Below are 1,347 nucleotides of genomic sequence, written 5' to 3' on the forward strand. Positions count from 1 at the left end.
GTCTTTGCCGCGGTAGGGCTCCACATATTGCAGCGCCATATCCCAGGGGAAGAAAATCCAGGTGTCCTGGCTGACTTCGGTGATGAAGGTGTCCACCATGGGCCGCCCCTTGGGCTTGGCATAGACGGTGGCAAAATGCGCCTTGGGGTACAGCTGGCGCACCAGATCCAGGGTTTTGCCGCTGTCGACCAGATCGTCGATGATCAGGATGCCTTCGCCATCCCCCATCAGATCGGCATCCGGTGCCTTCAGCACTTCGGCTTCGCCTTGGGATTGATGGTGGTAGGACCGCACCGAGATGGTGTCAACGGTGCGGATGTCCAGCTCGCGGCTGACAATCATCGCCGGCGCCATGCCGCCGCGGGTGATCGCCACCACGGCGCGCCAGGCGCCATTGTCAGGGCCTTGCCCGTCCAGCCGCCAGGCCAGGGCACGGCTGTCGCGGTGGATCTGGTCCCAGCTGATGTGAAAGCCTTTTTCGTGCGGCAGACGATCGGTCATGTTACTTGCTCCCCGCGAAGTCGCGTCAGCTTGCAGAAACCCAGGATGCCCCTGGGTTTCTCTCTGTATTCAGTTACTTGGAGATATCCGGCGCATCCACCGCCTTCATGCCCACCACGTGATAGCCGGCATCCACATGCAGGTTCTCTCCGGTCACGCCCGAGCTGAGATCGGACAGCAGATAAAGCGCGGATTTGCCGACGTCATCAATGGTCACGTTGCGGCGCAGCGGCGAATTGTATTCGTTCCACTTCATAATGTAGCGGAAATCACCGATGCCGGAGGCGGCCAGGGTCTTGATCGGGCCGGCCGAGATCGCGTTGACGCGGATACCGTCTTTGCCCAGATCCTCGGCCAGGTATTTGACCGACGCTTCCAGCGCTGCCTTGGCCACACCCATCACATTATAATGCGGCATCACCTGCTCGGCACCGTAATAGGTCAGGGTCAGCAGCGAGCCGCCGTCACTCATCATCTTCTCGGCGCGGTTTGCCACCGCGGTGAACGAGAAGACCGAGATGTCCATGGTCATTTGGAAATTGCTGCGGCTGGTGTCGACATAGCGGCCGCGCAATTCGTTCTTGTCGGAAAAGCCGATGGCGTGGACAACAAAGTCCAGCTTGCCCCATTTGGCTTCCAGCCCGGCAAACAGGGCATCAATCGACGCCTCGTCCGAGACGTCGCACGGCAGCACGATATCGCTGCCCAGCTGCGCTGCCAGCGGGTCGACCCGCTTTTTCAGTGCGTCGCCCTGATAAGAAAAGGCAAGCTCGGCGCCGGCATCGGCGCAGGCCTTGGCAATCCCCCAAGCGATGGATTTATCATTGGCCAGGCCCATGATAAGGC

The 1,347-nt window shown here is 60.4% G+C and carries 2 protein-coding genes; both read right to left on the reverse strand.

Going from position 1 to position 1,347, the window contains the following annotated elements; genetic code table 11:
- A partial coding sequence (gene gpt / locus A2I95_RS38460; RefSeq protein WP_027259012.1) for a xanthine phosphoribosyltransferase occupies positions 1 to 501 on the reverse strand: 501 nt, incomplete at its 3' end.
- A 73-nt stretch (positions 502 to 574) separates the two neighbouring features.
- Positions 575 to 1,347, reverse strand: a 773-nt coding sequence (fabI, locus tag A2I95_RS38465) for an enoyl-ACP reductase FabI (RefSeq protein ID WP_291737661.1), incomplete at its 5' end; no start/stop codon positions are given.

The organism is Leisingera sp. F5 (assembly GCF_001593695.1).